15 protein-coding genes are annotated in these 13959 nt (G+C 53.6%); 6 read left to right on the top strand and 9 right to left on the bottom strand.

Translation table 11 applies throughout. The annotated features are described in order from the left end of the window. Window positions 1-77 precede the first annotated feature (77 nt). A complete protein-coding gene (locus RC73_RS09625) occupies window positions 78-1019 on the top strand; it encodes a sodium-dependent bicarbonate transport family permease (protein WP_039034438.1) in 942 nt (313 codons plus the stop codon). On the opposite strand, the gene RC73_RS09620 is transcribed toward RC73_RS09625, so the two are convergent. Together RC73_RS09620 and RC73_RS21145 are read right to left on the bottom strand one after the other, a co-directional pair. Beyond that, on the bottom strand, window positions 1007-1381 hold the full coding sequence (locus RC73_RS09620) for an SRPBCC family protein (RefSeq protein ID WP_235369995.1): 375 nt from the start codon (window positions 1379-1381) through the stop codon (window positions 1007-1009). The genes RC73_RS09625 and RC73_RS09620 overlap by 13 nt on opposite strands. 36 nt (window positions 1382-1417) lie before the next feature. After that, the gene (locus RC73_RS21145) at window positions 1418-1579 is read right to left on the bottom strand and encodes a hypothetical protein (RefSeq protein WP_235369993.1); all 162 of its coding nucleotides are present in this window, start codon (window positions 1577-1579) and stop codon (window positions 1418-1420) included. A 239-nt stretch (window positions 1580-1818) separates the two neighbouring features. Here RC73_RS21145 and RC73_RS09615 point away from each other — a divergent pair, with 239 nt between their 5' ends. Together RC73_RS09615 and RC73_RS09610 are read left to right on the top strand one after the other, a co-directional pair. After that, window positions 1819-2220, top strand: coding sequence for a hypothetical protein (locus tag RC73_RS09615; protein ID WP_039034437.1), 402 nt, complete (start codon window positions 1819-1821; stop codon window positions 2218-2220). A gap of 62 nt (window positions 2221-2282) precedes the next feature. Further along, window positions 2283-2522 carry a hypothetical protein gene (locus RC73_RS09610; RefSeq protein WP_039034436.1) on the top strand — a complete coding sequence of 80 codons (240 nt, stop codon included), beginning with the start codon at window positions 2283-2285 and terminating at the stop codon, window positions 2520-2522. A 69-nt stretch (window positions 2523-2591) separates the two neighbouring features. Here the strand turns inward: RC73_RS09610 and RC73_RS09605 are convergent, their stop codons facing one another. The 6 genes from RC73_RS09605 to RC73_RS09580 form a co-directional block, all read right to left on the bottom strand. After that, window positions 2592-3077, bottom strand: coding sequence for a hypothetical protein (locus RC73_RS09605; RefSeq protein ID WP_039034435.1), 486 nt, complete (start codon window positions 3075-3077; stop codon window positions 2592-2594). A 113-nt stretch (window positions 3078-3190) separates the two neighbouring features. Then, window positions 3191-4645: an MBL fold metallo-hydrolase RNA specificity domain-containing protein gene (locus RC73_RS09600; RefSeq protein WP_039034434.1), complete on the bottom strand. Its 1455-nt coding sequence runs from the start codon at window positions 4643-4645 to the stop codon at window positions 3191-3193. Window positions 4646-5071: 426 nt separating this feature from the next. Continuing rightward, complete coding sequence (arsJ, locus tag RC73_RS09595; protein ID WP_039034433.1) at window positions 5072-6313, bottom strand: organoarsenical effux MFS transporter ArsJ; 1242 nt, start codon at window positions 6311-6313, stop codon at window positions 5072-5074. An 11-nt stretch (window positions 6314-6324) separates the two neighbouring features. After that, a complete protein-coding gene (locus tag RC73_RS09590; RefSeq protein ID WP_039034432.1) occupies window positions 6325-7338 on the bottom strand; it encodes an ArsJ-associated glyceraldehyde-3-phosphate dehydrogenase in 1014 nt (337 codons plus the stop codon). 13 nt (window positions 7339-7351) lie between these two features. After that, window positions 7352-8374 carry an ACR3 family arsenite efflux transporter gene (arsB, locus tag RC73_RS09585; RefSeq protein WP_039034431.1) on the bottom strand — a complete coding sequence of 341 codons (1023 nt, stop codon included), beginning with the start codon at window positions 8372-8374 and terminating at the stop codon, window positions 7352-7354. A 65-nt stretch (window positions 8375-8439) separates the two neighbouring features. Beyond that, a complete protein-coding gene (locus tag RC73_RS09580; protein ID WP_039034430.1) occupies window positions 8440-8775 on the bottom strand; it encodes an ArsR/SmtB family transcription factor in 336 nt (111 codons plus the stop codon). 778 nt (window positions 8776-9553) lie between these two features. Between RC73_RS09580 and putP the strand changes: the two genes are divergently transcribed. The 3 genes from putP (at window position 9554) to RC73_RS09560 (ending at window position 13592) form a co-directional block, all read left to right on the top strand. Continuing rightward, the gene (putP, locus tag RC73_RS09570; RefSeq protein WP_039034428.1) at window positions 9554-11050 is read left to right on the top strand and encodes a sodium/proline symporter PutP; all 1497 of its coding nucleotides are present in this window, start codon (window positions 9554-9556) and stop codon (window positions 11048-11050) included. A gap of 105 nt (window positions 11051-11155) precedes the next feature. Further along, the gene (gene proB / locus RC73_RS09565; protein ID WP_039034427.1) at window positions 11156-12298 is read left to right on the top strand and encodes a glutamate 5-kinase; all 1143 of its coding nucleotides are present in this window, start codon (window positions 11156-11158) and stop codon (window positions 12296-12298) included. Between the two features lie 46 nt (window positions 12299-12344). Then, window positions 12345-13592 carry a glutamate-5-semialdehyde dehydrogenase gene (locus RC73_RS09560; protein WP_039034426.1) on the top strand — a complete coding sequence of 416 codons (1248 nt, stop codon included), beginning with the start codon at window positions 12345-12347 and terminating at the stop codon, window positions 13590-13592. 171 nt (window positions 13593-13763) lie between these two features. On the opposite strand, the gene RC73_RS21140 is transcribed toward RC73_RS09560, so the two are convergent. Then, window positions 13764-13959, bottom strand: a 196-nt coding sequence (locus RC73_RS21140) for a hypothetical protein (RefSeq protein ID WP_039034425.1), incomplete at its 5' end; no start/stop codon positions are given.

The raw sequence follows: 13959 nt of genomic DNA, 5'->3' as shown, positions 1-13959 counted from the left end.
TATATGTAGTGAATAATTTATTTTCCAATATAGCGCCGGGCGAGCACAATCTCCAGCCGTCTAACAAGGAGAACCCCATGCCTGATGTTGTTATTGCCTTTTTCGGCCTAGGCCTGTTGGCCGGTCTGCTCAAATCAGATCTCAGAGTCCCCGAATCCACCTACGAAACCCTTTCCATCCTGTTAATGCTAACCCTGGGCCTCAAGGGTGGCATGGCACTGCACGGCCACACAGATCAGCTGTCCTTTATCGAGCTGGGGTTGGTGATAGGCCTGGGACTGGCTATCCCGCTGGCGCTGTATCCCATATTGAAAAAAGTGGTCCGCCTATCCCAGAGCGATGCCATCAGTATTGCCGCCCACTACGGTTCGGTCAGTGCCGGGACCTTTGCTGTTGTCTACGCCATGACGGAGCAGCTGGGCTGGCCACTCAAACCCGAAACCACTCTCTATCTGGTACTGCTGGAGCTGCCATCCATCATAGTCATGTTGTGGCTCTATCGACGCCTGAACCGGAATAAAACGGGAGGCAGTGGCAATATTCTGCTGGAAGCGCTTACCAGTCGTGGGGTGATATTGTTGGGGGGCGGCGTGCTTATCGGATGGGGCTACGGCGCTGAGGGCTTGGCCTCTTTGAGCCCTGTGCTGATGCAGGGATTCAAGACCTTGCTGGCGCTGTTCTTGCTGGAGATGGGCTTGTGTACCGCCAGGGTGTGTGCTCCGCTGCCCTTGAGTCACTGGCGCCTGTTGGTATTTGCCGCCGTTACGCCTTTTGTCCTTGCCTGGGTGGGCATCATTACAGGTCACGCCCTGGGGCTGCCCGCCGGTTCGGCACTGGTACTGGCCGGCCTCTGCGCCAGCGCCTCTTATATTGCGGCACCGGCAGCGATCCGCGCGGCCATTCCATCGGCCAATATCGGCGTGGCCATGTTGGCCTCGCTGGGGGTTACTTTCCCGATTAACCTGCTGATAGGGCTTAATCTTTACCGTCAATGGGTCGCCTGGATTTACGGGCTCTGAATTTGTTCTTGTGGCGCGGGTGCAGACTCGAGTAACAGCTTAAGATTACTGAGCCCGCGCAATAGATCCGTGGCGATCATGGTTTCAAAATCGACAAACAGAAACATCAGATTCATCGGATAATCCAGATGCCCCTTAAAGCCCCAACTGAGGTTGGTTCTATTACCTTCATAGGGCTCAAATAACATGTAGGCGGGTTCAGTGGCCTCGAAGGGAGTCAGGAATCTGAGCTCATAATCTATGCGTTTGTTAGTTTCCATGGCAACTATCTCTTGCTCACCTTGACCCACCTCTGGGTTATCACTCTCCCAAGCTGAGACAAAGCCAACAGTGCCGTCAATGCCGCGATAACTGCGCTTCATCGCCGGATCCATCTTAGCCCAGACGCTGAAATTATCTTAATTCTTCAGATACTTCACATAGTCATAGACCTCGGCCACCGGACGATTTATCACCACATTGGTGGTCACCTGATAGTCGCTTTTGACAAACAGAGCGGCAATCAGCGGCACAGCCACTATCAGTGCCAGCAGGATAAACAGTGTCTTAATAAAACGCATAAGGATTCTCCAAACAAGTTTTCTTCCGACAACAATTACTTGTCTGAGTATATCCTGCAAACAGCTTAAAAAGTAACCAAGCTGTTAAATATTGAAAAAAGTGGTTTTACCGCTATTAGAGCTAGCAAATCTTGGCAGAGAAGCGAGCCAGGCCACAAATCATCCACTGGTGGTTTGTTGTAAAAATGTTTTTAGGTTACAGTCACCTGTAAACATGGACGTCTAACCAAAGGACTGTAATGGGACTGATCCTGGCGCCACTGCTTATTATCTGGCTGGCAATATTGACTGTGGCGGGTTACCAGGCCACTTTATACTTCAAAGAAACTTTCAGCCTCAGCGGCCTATTGGCATTTTCCAGTGTCAGTTTGCTCTGCGGAGCCCTCTATTTCCTGCTCCATTTCCGGCGCTATCAGGACGCTGAAACCTTAAATGTTTTCGAGATCAGTCTGGAACTCTTATTCAACCCCATCAGCGGGGGCATTTGCGTATTGGCACTGTTACTGATCTGGCTGGTGCCCATGGGGGTTTGCAAGCCTCTACTGCTGGCACTGGTGCTTGGCCTGGCTATCGCCACCCTGGCAGGGGTCGCTTATGAAGAGACCTTTATGACAAAACAAGGGATTCAACGCACTTACTGAAGAGGATATAGTGCAAGCTAAGATTTTCGGCCAATAAGGCCACAGCAATCCAAGGAGAGAGAATGATCCAACTCAGCAATAAAGAAACCGGCGCCTTTATCGGCCATATCTCCGAACAACAGCTGCAGTTTCTGATCGACAACCTGGTAGAAGAGCATGATGCCGACCAGGACTACTGGCTGAACCGCACTCAACTAGAAACCTTTAAAGCCATAGAGGCCGATGCCGAACTCATCAATCTATTGGAAGCCGCAATGGGCGAAGCCGATGAGCTGGAGATCCTCTGGCAGCGCCAAGGCTAAAGCCAAGTTTGCGCCAACAATAAAATCGCTCCTTTATTAAGGGGCGTTTTTATTTTTTGTTAATAATAGTTAACCAATAATAGCCTTCAGGAGCACCCCTAAAATAACTCCTAGTAGACTCATGGTTCCGGCTATCCACCAGCGAGCCTCCTTTTTATGGGCAATTTCACTTGAATGAAGGTTAATGGCAGTAGTTACCAATGTTGATATATCAGAGTTGCTCAAAGGGTTCCTCGAAATGCGTTCTTTCTTTTCAGAACATAACCCTCTAAACTCTTCTCTTGATATTTTTTCTTCTTTATCAATATCATATAATTTTTGATAGTTCCTACGCCAAACAAGGGATGCCTTAGTTCTAGTTTGATCTATACGAAAAAACTCAGGATGTTGTTCAAATATCCTTTTCCAATATTCTCCCTGACTTTCATCACCAGATATACGATCAGCCCAACCAGAAAACTCCAACTTGTAAAACTTATATGTTCCCATAACCTGTATTGCGGCTATGACATCAGCTAGACGATTTTTATTATCAATGTACGGAGTATTACTCATATTACTTTACTTCGTCCCATTAAAGGTTAATTCTCTTTTGATTCAACGTCATAGTGCTCAGTCTACTATAGGGAACAAACCGATAAGTTAAGTTTATGACTTCTCACTAAAATTTAGCCCACAACCCAGCTCAGTTCGGGTAAACGGCTGAGATCCAGCTTGTCGCCTTCGGTCGCTATGGCCGAGGCCTGGGGTCTGGGCTTGGGCTGCACGCCATCGGCATGTTCCAGCACACTCAGGAGTTGCCGCTGGGCATCCGGCTCACCGTGAACCAGAATGAGTGGCGGCGCCCCTTCAAACTCACGGTACCAGCGCAGCAATTCGGCCTGATCCGCATGGGCCGACAACCCGCCGACAGTGTGAATTCTGGCGGCGACATTCACCGAATTACCGTTGATGGTGAGCTCACTGGCACCATCGACCAACAGCCGCCCCGGGGTTCCCAGCGCCTGAAAACCACAGATGATAATGTCGCACTCGGGCCGCCACAGGTTGTGCTCCAGATGACAGCGGATACGACCGCCGTTACACATGCCGCTGCCGGCAATAATAATAAGCCCCTGATGTACGTCGTTGAGTTCCATCGACTCTTCGGTACTTTGAATAAACTCTATCCCAGACAGCAGCGGGTGCTGCCCGGGGTGCTGATGCACGAAGCGCTTGAAGTCCTCGTCCATCAAGGGATAGTTATTGATATACACCTTGGTGGCCTCTATCGCCATGGGGCTGTCGAGGCAGATTTTCCAGCGTGACAGATCCCATTCCCCGGCATAGAGGTGAAACAGATACAAAAGCTCCTGCGCCCGGCCAACCGAGAAAGCAGGGATCAGGATATTGCCACGGCTCTCACTGATGGCTGTCGCGAAGATCCCCTTGAGTTCTTCCAGGGTCGCCTCCCAACTACGGTGTAACCTGTCGCCATAGGTGCTTTCCATCAACACCAGATCGGCCTGTTGGATCAGCGTAGGATCTTTGAGGATCGGCATACCGGCGCGGCCGAGATCGCCACTGAACACCAGTTTTTTCTGGGTGTTGCCATCATTGATCCACAGCTCCAGTAGCGCCGACCCCAGAATATGGCCGGCATCACTCAAACACAGGGTCACACCGGGAATGGGATCCAGCTTGGTGCCATAGTCCAGTGGAATAAAACGGGTCAGTGCCAGTTCGACATCTTCTTCGGTGAACAGTGGCTCTATCGGTTCGAGATCTTGCCTGGCGCGTTTGCGGTTCTGCCGCTCGGCATCACGCTGCTGCAGCATGGCCGCGTCCTTGAGCATGATGGCGCACAGATCCATGGTGGCTTTATGGGTGTAGATAGGGCCGCTAAAACCCTGCTTCACCAGCAGGGGTAGCCGCCCAGAATGGTCGATATGGGCGTGGCTCAACACCACTGCAGTCAGGGATTCAGGAGCAAAGGGAAAGGCTTCATGGTTACGCAGTTCATCCTGCCGCCCTCCCTGAATAAGACCACAATCCAACAACAAACTTGCATCGTTGACCCGCAACAGATGGCAGGAACCTGTGACTTCCTGGGTGGCACCCCAAAACTGCAAGCTCATGGACATAACACTTCCCTCTTTGAAACAATTCGGCCAATGATGCTACGGATAATCTTCCCAACGCTATTAAGCCAGGATCTCGGGAAAACTCTGCCGCACCTTCCTAAGGAAGGTGCGAATAAGTCCTCGTGGCACTCTGGCTTGCACAGCAATTGGCGTTCAAGGCATCTGACTGAAGGCATGCCGGGGCCTGTCGAAGTCGGATAACGCAGAGAGCCGGTTGCTGTGAAAGCCCCGAAGGGCGTTGCTTACAAACCTGTCTGCTATGTTGTGCTTCTTGTAAAGGACTAGCCATTTGCTGCGAACCACGCCTTGCATACAGGCCTGTAAGCCAACGCAGAGCACGCATGGGACTTGTTCGCACCTTCCCTAAGCCTATGCCCTTATGGGAAAAAGTGACACTCCCTTATAGTCTAATTTTGCAATGGATCATTACGCCTCATGCTCTTGGGGCAGACCGCGGGAGATAATCAGAGTCAGCAGTAACATGGCGCTGGAAACCCAGAGGCAAGCCTCCAGCCCCCACCACTGAAACAGCGCACCGGAAAGCACTGTGCCCAGCAAGCGCCCGGCGGCGTTAGCCATATAGTAGAACCCCACATCCAGGGATACCCCATCCTCGCGGGCATAACTGACAATCAGAAAACTGTGCAGCGAAGAGTTCACCGCAAACAAGGCGCCGAATAGCAACAGGCCGCCGATCAGCCAGACATGCGAGTATTGACTGCCAAGCCCAAGGGCGATAAGCGCTGGCACCAGAGTGAGCAAGCCGCACCATAAGAGCGCCGCCGCCCGTCCCGGCAAGGCCGAGCCTTTATGCTTGCCAACTGTCTTGCCGTCGGCCTTGGCGGTCAGCCTGGGCGCCAGAGCCTGCACCAAGCCGTAGGCGATAATCCAGCCGGCCAGAAAGCCCCCCACTTGCCAGTGATCCCAGCCAAATTGGCTGGCCAGATACACGGGCAAGGCCACCACAAACCAAACATCCCTGGCGGCAAACAGAAACAGCCTGGCCGCAGAGAGAATATTCACCGCCCGGCTCTTGGAAAACAGCTCACTGAACTTGGGCTTATTCTTGGCCTGGCCCAGTTCTGCCTTGAGAAACAGCAGCGAGCTCAGCCACACCAAGGTCAAAACAGCGGCCATGGCGGCAATGGCACCGGCAAACCCCAACAGGCTCAGCAGCGCACCGCCGAGGAAGAAACCTATCCCTTTGAGGGCGTTCTTGGAGCCGGTCAACAGCGCCACATAGCGATACAGGGTCTGTCCCGCCTGGGCCGCATCCTTGGGTACCAGGGTCTTGATGGCACTCTTGGCACTCATCTTGTTGAGATCTTTGGCAATCCCCGACAGAGCCTGGGCTGCCATCACCCAGGGAATGGTCAGCCAGGCTTGAGGCACCAACAACATAGCCAGCGCCACTATCTGCAGCCCAAGGCCGATATTCATGGTGCGGTTGAGCCCCAAACGGGCGCCGAGCCAGCCGCCCAACAGATTGGTGACCACACCGAAAAACTCATAGAAGATAAACAGCATGGCAATGGCCAGCGCACCGTAACCCAACTGATAGAAATAGAGCACCACCAGCATGCGTAGCGCGCCATCTGTCAGGGTAAAGGCCCAGTAGTTGCCGGTGATCAACAGATATTGGCGCAACGCCGGACTCATTTCAGCCATGGTGTTGTCCTTCAGGCATCCCGGTCCAAACGGCCCACCATCAGCGCCAACTCGGCGGTGCGATTGGCATAGCCCCATTCGTTGTCATACCAACAGTAGAGTTTGAGCTGAGTGCCGTTGATCACCATGGTGGACAGCCCATCCACTATGCAGGAGCGGGGATCTGTCTTGTAGTCCACCGACACCAGCGGCCGCGACTCGAAGCCGAGAATGCCCTTGAGCTCAGTCTCGGCCGCCTGTTGCAGCAAGTCGTTGACCTGCTGCTCTGTCACTGTTTGCTCCAGTTCAAACACACAGTCGGTCAGCGAGGCGTTGGCCAGCGGCACCCTGACCGCATGGCCGTTGAGGCGGCCTTTCAGCTCAGGGAAAATATGGGTAATAGCGGTGGCACTGCCTGTGGTGGTCGGGATCAGGCTCTGACCACAGGCACGGGCACGGCGCAGATCCTTATGGGGCGCATCCAATATAGTCTGGGTGTTGGTGATGTCGTGAATTGTGGTCATGGAGCCATGACGAATACCGAAGTTCTCATGGATGACCTTGACCACAGGCGCCAGACAATTGGTGGTACAGGATGCGGCTGTCACTATCGGATGCCTGGCCGGGTCGTAACTCTGATGATTCACCCCCATCACCAGGTTGGCGACGCCTTCCTCTTTAACCGGCGCTGTCACCACCACCCGTTTCACCCCTTGATCAAGATAGGCTTGCAACAGCGCCTTGGTTTTCATCTTCCCCGAGGCCTCGATCACCAGATCGCATTGAGACCAATCACTGTCTGCAATGGCCTGATTGCGACTGGTCGCTATCCGCCGCCCGGCTATGACTATGGCGTTGTCCTCATGCTCGACTGGGTGCGACCAACGGCCATGAACCGAGTCAAACTCCAACAGGTGCGCCAGGGTGGCGGCATCACCCGCCGGGTCGTTGATCTGCACAAATTCGAGTTCCGGCCAATCCCAGGCAGCCCTCAAGGCCAGCCGCCCCATACGGCCAAAGCCGTTAATTCCCACCTTTATTGTCATCTCAGTTCTCCTTTTATTTGTTGGCCGCAAGCCAATTACCGCGGCGGCGATTGGCAAATGCCACCAGAGACAGCATCACAGGCACTTCCACCAGAACCCCAACGACTGTGGCCAGTGCCGCTCCCGAATGCATACCAAAGAGGGAGATAGCCACGGCAACCGCCAGTTCGAAAAAGTTGGAAGTGCCTATCATACAAGCCGGAGCGGCTATGTTGTGGGGCAGGCGCAAACGCTTCGCCAGCCACCAGGCCAGCAGGAAAATACCGTAAGTTTGCAGTAACAGCGGGATGGCGATCAGCACAATATTTTGCGGCTGGGCCACTATGGTTTCGGCCTGCAGAGCAAACAGTAGCACTACCGTCAGCAGCAGTCCCAATATCGACCAGGGTTTGAGCCTGGACAGCAAGGCCGTGATCGCCCCTGGTCGGCTATTGAAGTGTTTGCGGGTCAATACCCCGGCTAACAAAGGCAGCAACACATACAGCGCCACAGACAGAATCAAGGTTTCCCATGGCACCTGTATATCGCTCACCCCCAGCAGCAGCGCCGACAGGGGTGCGAAGGCAAAAATCATGATCACATCATTGACCGATACCTGCACCAGAGTGTAGTTGGCATCGCCGCGGGTCAGTTGACTCCAGACAAACACCATAGCGGTACAAGGAGCGACTCCGAGGAGGATCATCCCGGCGATATACTCCTGCGCCGTTTGCGGCTCTACCCAAGGGGCAAACAGAAAACGGAAAAAGAGCCAGCCAAGCAGCGCCATGGTAAAAGGCTTCAGCAACCAGTTGATCACCAGCGTCAGCAGCAATCCCTTGGGATTTCGGCCAACATCCTTGATAGCGGAAAAATCGATTTGCACCATCATGGGATAGATCATCACCCAGATAAGTATGGCGATCACCAGATTGACATGGGCGTATTCCAGCGCCGCAATTGCGGCAAATACACCAGGTGCCAGATAACCCAGCGCTATCCCAGCTAAAATGCACAGCCCTACCCACAGGCTGAGCCAACGTTCAAAAATGCCCATACATCCCCCTCTCCGGTTCCCCGGCGGTTAACTTCCGGCGCTCAAGTGATAGATTTCGGCCTGCTTCAACAGCAAGCTTGCGGCCTCGAGGCCATGGCCTCCAGCCGAGTCAGCTCATCAGCAATAAAGCCAGGGTTGGCCGTCAGTGTGTCCCGCAGCAACTGCTCGCACCAGGGTGCCAGTTCGGGGCTGAGACGATAAAACACCCATTGGCCCCGGCGTCTGTCCTGCAGCAGCCCCTGAGTTCGCAGCTGCGCCAGATGACGGGAAACCTTCGGTTGACTCAAGGCCAGGGCCTCAGTCAACTCGCAGACACAAAGCTCTCCCTGCTGCAGGATCAACAGCAGGCTGCGCAGCCGGGTTTCATCAGCCAAGGCTTTGAAAAAATTCGGTAGTTCCATGATAAATGCCGCTCCTTAAGGCCAATATTCGGCCAGCCATACATCTGCCGTTTCAGTTGCCACTCAATTGAACACCTTCAGCAACCGGCAAGATATATGGATAACCAGATATATGCTAAATCATATATAAAAACGCCTATAGTTCAAGCGCTATTTTGAGGAGTTTATCGAGTTGGAATTGGAGAGCTGGCCCAGTGATTACACGGGTTTGCAGTGGTTCGCTTGGCAGAAGCGGACGCTATCGCAAATTAATTTTAAACTCTAATTATTTCCGGCTTATTTCAGAGCTTGATTACAAAACAGTTATAGCTCAAATCGAGATTTAATCACTTGTCTTATAATTGCATGCAATATATTAAAAATTGATAAGTTTAAGAAAATAAAAGCATAACTACATGATTCTAAATAAACAAAACACCAATCACCCAGTAATAGCCTAGTGATTCACTCAGATATAAACTTGATCATTTTCTGATAAACATGAATAATATCGTTCGAACCAAAACCATTTGAACACTAATCAATTGATTGGTTAGCCTTCAAGTGGTTTTTCGCCAGTCCAACTTTAGCTGAAACTTAAGGAAGGAGAATCACGATGAATGCCAACAGCTCACAGGAGTCTGACAGTCATCTTTCACGCTACCAAATCAGCCTCAGAGATAAAGCCAAGTACCTGATCCAATTAGGGTGTTTCTGGCTCGTACTCTCAACCTACCTGTACCCATTCTGCAAACAAAAACTCAATCAAGCCTTCAGTGGCAATAACGGGCACTAATCTATGGATTATTCGAGTTATATCTCTTTGGCCATCTACTTTGTGGTCATGCTGGCGATAGGCCTGTTTGCCTATCGCAATTCTACCGATGATATTTCGGGCTACATTCTCGGCGGCCGTCAGGTCAGCCCTCAGGTCACGGCGCTGTCGGCAGGTGCTTCCGATATGAGTGGTTGGATGCTGATGGGTCTGCCGGGCGCCATGTTTGTTATCGGCTTCGACACCATCTGGATTGCGCTGGGCCTGCTTATCGGCGCCTGGTTCAACTATCTGCTGGTAGCCCCCAGGCTCAGGGTTTATACCCAGGAAGCCGATGACGCCCTGACACTGCCGGACTTTTTCAGCAAACGCTTCGAGAAGAAAAATGGCTCGGTGCGGATGATTTCTGCCGCGGTGATCATACTCTTCTTTACTCTCTACACCTCTGCCGGCCTGGTCGCCGGGGGCAAACTGTTTGAATCCGCCTTCGGCCTGAGTTACCAACTTGGCCTGGTGATCACTGTCTCAGTGGTGGTGGCCTACACCCTATTGGGGGGCTTTCTGGCCGTCAGTATGACCGACTTTGTGCAGGGCTGTATCATGTTTGTCGCCCTGGTGATGGTGCCTATAGTGGCTTTTCAGGAGTTCAACAATGGCACTGAAATGATGGCGCAGGCCAATCACACCATAGTGCCTCTGTCTGAATCTGTGGAGAAAATGAGCCTGCTGGCGATTGTTTCCAGCATGGCCTGGGGACTGGGCTATTTCGGTCAACCACACATCATAGTGCGCTTTATGGCAATTCGTTCGGTGAAAGATATCAAGACCGCCCGCAACATAGGCATGAGCTGGATGTTGGTGACCATACTCGGCGCCCTGGCCACAGGTCTTATCGGTGTCGCCTATGTCAACAAGTTCCACCCAGGGCTGCAGGATCCGGAAACCATCTTTATTCTGTTCTCGGAAATTCTGTTCCACCCCTTGGTGAGTGGCTTCCTGCTGGCGGCGATTCTGGCGGCCATCATGAGCACTATCTCTTCACAGCTACTGGTATCATCCAGTTCACTGACCGAGGATGTTTACCGCGCCGTGTTCCACAAGGACATAGACGAGAAGAAGCTGGTGAATATAGGCCGTTTCGGGGTATTTGCCGTTGCCGCCGTGGCCACCTTGCTGGCCCTGGATAGCAACAGCAGCATACTGTCACTGGTGAGTAACGCCTGGGCCGGTTTCGGTGCCGCCTTCGGGCCACTGGTGCTGTTCAGTCTGTTCTGGTCGAAGATGACCCACTCGGGCGCCGTTGCCGGTATTCTCACCGGCGCCATCACAGTGCTGCTGTGGATCCTGCTGCCGGTATTGCCCGATGGCAAGACACTCTCCAGCGTGATCTACGAGATAGTTCCCGGCTTTATCATGAGCTCTGCAGCGATAGTGCTGGTCAGTCACTTTGGTCAGGATCCCTCACACTCAGTGCAGGAGACCTTCCACGCTACCCGGGAAAAGCTGCTGCAGGTCAACTAATAACTGGATAGAACAGCTCCCCAATTAGACCCGGTGGCAGACACCGGGTCTGGTTTCAATCCCCACTCCGCTTCGAAGTAACACCTCAATTAGGTTAAGGAAGTTATGAATAAGCAACCAAGGCAACGAATTGTTCTAAAAGTCGGCAGCGCCCTGATTGCCCCTGACAGACAGGGCTGTAGCTCGCGCTATCTGCTGGCCATAGCCCAATTCATTGTGCGCTGCCGCGCCAAAGGCATTCAAACCATACTGGTTTCTTCCGGCTCAATTGCCGCCGGAGCCCACAGGTTTCCACTCAAACCTGGCAGTGAAGTCAATAGCCCAGAGGCCCAGGTGGTACTGAAAAAAGCCATGGCCGCCGCCGGGCAGACTGAGATGATGGCGACCTGGGATAAGTTTTTCGACTTTCCCACGGCGCAAATTCTACTGACCCATGGCGATCTGCGCGACAGAGAGCGCTATCTGTCGATTAGGGAAACCGTGTTTACCCTGCTGGATCACGACATACTGCCGATCCTCAACGAGAACGATACCGTCACCACAGATGCGCTCAAGGTGGGTGACAACGACAACCTGTCGGCCATGGTGGCAGCCGCTGCCGACGCAAATACCTTAGTGATCTGCTCGGATATTGATGGTCTCTACAACAAGAACCCGCATCTGCACAGCGATGCCGAGCTGCTGCCCGAAGTCAATAAAATCGATGCCACCATCTATGCCATGGCCGGCGGCAGTCACAGCGATGTCGGCACCGGCGGCATGCGCACCAAGATAGAAGCAGCAGAAAAGGCCAGCTCCCACGGCATTGATACTTACATAGTCAACGGCTTCAAAGAAGAGAGCTTCAATGCCCTGTTGTCGGGCCGCAATCCCGGCACCCTGTTCCGGGCATCCGAAACCCCGCTGCAGGAGCGAATGCACTGGCTGACCCACACAGTGAGGGCGCAGGGGGAAGTGATAGTCACCTCCGATGAGGTGATGGATAGCGCCAAGGATTGCGCCGAGCTTTCCAGCAATGAAGTACTTGAGGTCAAAGGCAACTTTGCCGCCGGTGATACCATACTGCTGTGCAGCGACGACGGCACCCGTCTGGCCAAGGCTCGCAGCAACTACAGCAGCCGCCTGCTGAGTTTTATTGCCGAGCAGGAAGACCCCGAACTGGCCGACAGCTTCACCGATAGCCTGGGCGGCATAGTCTCGGAAAAAGATATCGCCCTGCTCTGTAAAACGCCGCAACTGGAGAAATAACAGTGGCCCGCCACCAGAGTAGCGCAACGAACAAAGGAGGACCTAAATGAGTCTGATAACCACACTGGCAAGCTCAGCGGCCAAGGCGGCCAGAGAGCTGGCACTCATAGACACCCAAACCAAAAATCAGGTGCTGAAGGCGATGGCCCAAGCGCTTCTCGCTGAAAATGACAATATTCTCAAGGCCAATAAGGAAGATCTCCTTGCTGCCCGCAGTGCAGGCCTCAGCGAAGCCATGCTCGACCGGCTGACCCTGACGCCAGAGCGGATCGCCGCCATGGCCAGCGGCATAGACACCATAGTCAAGCTGGACGATCCCGTGGGTCAGCGCCGCGAGCTTGGCCGCCGCCCCAACGGTATTCAGATAAGCAAGCTCAGAGTGCCGCTCGGGGTGGTCTGTATGATCTATGAGGCGCGCCCCAATGTGACCGCGGATGCCGCAGCGCTGTGTTTCAAATCGGGCAACGCGGTAATACTGCGCGGCGGTAAAGAGGCACTCAACTCCAGCCTGGCGATAGCCAAAGTGCTGCACAAAGTGCTGCAAGAGTTCAAACTGCCAACCGCGCTGGTATCCGTGGTGCCGGATCCCGACCGCGCCCTGATGCTGGAACTGTTACAGCAGCGCGACTATATCGACCTGGTGATCCCAAGAGGCGGCGAAGGCCTGATCAACTTTGTCAGCGACAACTCTAAAATCCCGGTTATCCAGCACTTTAAAGGCGTTTGTCATCTCTATGTCGACAGAGATGCCGATGTGGAAAAGGCGCTCAACCTGCTGCTCAACGGCAAGACCCAGCGTACCGGCGTCTGTAATGCCCTGGAGGGCCTGTTGGTACACAAGGATATCGCCAAAGTCTGGCTGCCTATCGCCGCTCAGGCCTTGGCCGACAAGGGGGTGAAGATCAATGCCGATGAGAAGGCGGCGCCCTTCTTCGACCAGGCCACTGTGCTGACGGAAGAGGAGTTCGGCCAGGAATACCTGAGCTTGGAAATCGCCGTGCGCCAAGTCGACTCACTGGCGGATGCCATGGAGCATATCGCCCGCTTCGGCAGCCACCATACCGAGGTGATCTGCACCGAAAGCCAGCAAGCGGCGCAACAGTTTCAGCAAGGGGTCGATGCCTCTGTGGTGATGGTCAACGCCTCATCGCGCTTCAGCGACGGCAGCGAGCTGGGGCTCGGTGCCGAAATCGGTATCGCCACTACCAAGCTGCATGCCTACGGCCCCATGGGACTGGAGTCATTGACCACGGAGAAATTCCTGGTCAATGGTACAGGTCAAACACGCGACTGAGGAAGGGTTTGGCAATAGCGGGGCTTAATGCCAAACCGCTATTGCCTTATAAACACAAGAGATTGTCCGCTGCATAGCGAGCCCTGCCACTGAGGCTAATATAGCTTCAGGCCTCAATGCAGCCCATCACCTGCGGTGCGCTTTTCGCACAGGCGATCCTGTGACACGGCGTTAATACGTCCATGTAGCCTCGTCGAAAACATCCTTGTTTTCGACGGTCACAGTCCCGCCTATGCCTGGAAAATAGGCGTATGTCTGCAGCTCAAAACAACTCTGTGTGGGAAGAATTGCACCAATTCCCCCTTCGGAGCCGCCGCGGGCGTTGTTGCAAATTGGCGTAGCCGAGACAGGGATGTCGAGGCTCGAA

Source organism: Shewanella sp. ECSMB14102, from assembly GCF_000813075.1.
GTDB lineage: Bacteria > Pseudomonadota > Gammaproteobacteria > Enterobacterales > Shewanellaceae > Shewanella > Shewanella indica.
The sequence above is the reverse complement of the archived record's forward strand: the minus strand, read 5'-3'. Positions and strand labels throughout refer to the sequence as shown.

What these genes read in the sequence shown, in the direction of transcription:
- arsB (WP_039034431.1), bottom strand. Translation starts at nt 8,374, where the DNA reads ATGGGCATTTTTGAACGTTGGCTCAGCCTGTGGGTAGGGCTGTGCATT.
- RC73_RS09580 (WP_039034430.1), bottom strand. Translation starts at nt 8,775, where the DNA reads ATGGAACTACCGAATTTTTTCAAAGCCTTGGCTGATGAAACCCGGCTG.
- RC73_RS09615 (WP_039034437.1), top strand. Translation starts at nt 1,819, where the DNA reads ATGGGACTGATCCTGGCGCCACTGCTTATTATCTGGCTGGCAATATTG.
- RC73_RS09605 (WP_039034435.1), bottom strand. Translation starts at nt 3,077, where the DNA reads ATGAGTAATACTCCGTACATTGATAATAAAAATCGTCTAGCTGATGTC.
- RC73_RS09590 (WP_039034432.1), bottom strand. Translation starts at nt 7,338, where the DNA reads ATGACAATAAAGGTGGGAATTAACGGCTTTGGCCGTATGGGGCGGCTG.
- RC73_RS09625 (WP_039034438.1), top strand. Translation starts at nt 78, where the DNA reads ATGCCTGATGTTGTTATTGCCTTTTTCGGCCTAGGCCTGTTGGCCGGT.
- arsJ (WP_039034433.1), bottom strand. Translation starts at nt 6,313, where the DNA reads ATGGCTGAAATGAGTCCGGCGTTGCGCCAATATCTGTTGATCACCGGC.
- putP (WP_039034428.1), top strand. Translation starts at nt 9,554, where the DNA reads ATGGATTATTCGAGTTATATCTCTTTGGCCATCTACTTTGTGGTCATG.
- RC73_RS09560 (WP_039034426.1), top strand. Translation starts at nt 12,345, where the DNA reads ATGAGTCTGATAACCACACTGGCAAGCTCAGCGGCCAAGGCGGCCAGA.
- RC73_RS09620 (WP_235369995.1), bottom strand. Translation starts at nt 1,381, where the DNA reads ATGAAGCGCAGTTATCGCGGCATTGACGGCACTGTTGGCTTTGTCTCA.
- RC73_RS09610 (WP_039034436.1), top strand. Translation starts at nt 2,283, where the DNA reads ATGATCCAACTCAGCAATAAAGAAACCGGCGCCTTTATCGGCCATATC.
- proB (WP_039034427.1), top strand. Translation starts at nt 11,156, where the DNA reads ATGAATAAGCAACCAAGGCAACGAATTGTTCTAAAAGTCGGCAGCGCC.
- RC73_RS21145 (WP_235369993.1), bottom strand. Translation starts at nt 1,579, where the DNA reads ATGCGTTTTATTAAGACACTGTTTATCCTGCTGGCACTGATAGTGGCT.
- RC73_RS09600 (WP_039034434.1), bottom strand. Translation starts at nt 4,645, where the DNA reads ATGTCCATGAGCTTGCAGTTTTGGGGTGCCACCCAGGAAGTCACAGGT.